The following is a 297-nucleotide window of genomic DNA, read 5'->3' as shown; positions in this document are numbered from 1 at the left end:
GAAGTCGCGCCATCAGCGATAGTGATCGTTGCACCATTGCTTAGCGTGACCGTCACCGCGCCATCCGCAGGATTCGTCAGTGTCGCCGTGTAGGTGATGTTCTCGCCTTCGGTGACTGACGCATCCGCTGACAAGCTCACTGTGGTCACGTCTGAGTCATCATTGATGGTCGTCGTTGCTGCTGTTGGGTCTTTCACCAAGCTCTCGAAGTTGCCGCCCGTTGCATCAGTGATAGTCGCGGAAGCCGTATCGCCGCCTACGTATACATCATCACTTGCTGGAACCGTCGTGGTTCCT

The 297-nt window shown here is 56.2% G+C and carries 1 protein-coding gene; it reads right to left on the bottom strand.

Going from position 1 to position 297, the window contains the following annotated elements:
* On the bottom strand, nt 1-297 hold a 297-nt coding region (locus FTW16_RS24520), incomplete at both ends, for an immunoglobulin-like domain-containing protein (protein WP_186728065.1).

Origin of the sequence: Vibrio sp. T20, from assembly GCF_007858795.1 — a bacterium.
GTDB lineage: Bacteria > Pseudomonadota > Gammaproteobacteria > Enterobacterales > Vibrionaceae > Vibrio > Vibrio satsumensis.
The sequence above is the reverse complement of the archived record's forward strand: the minus strand, read 5'-3'. Positions and strand labels throughout refer to the sequence as shown.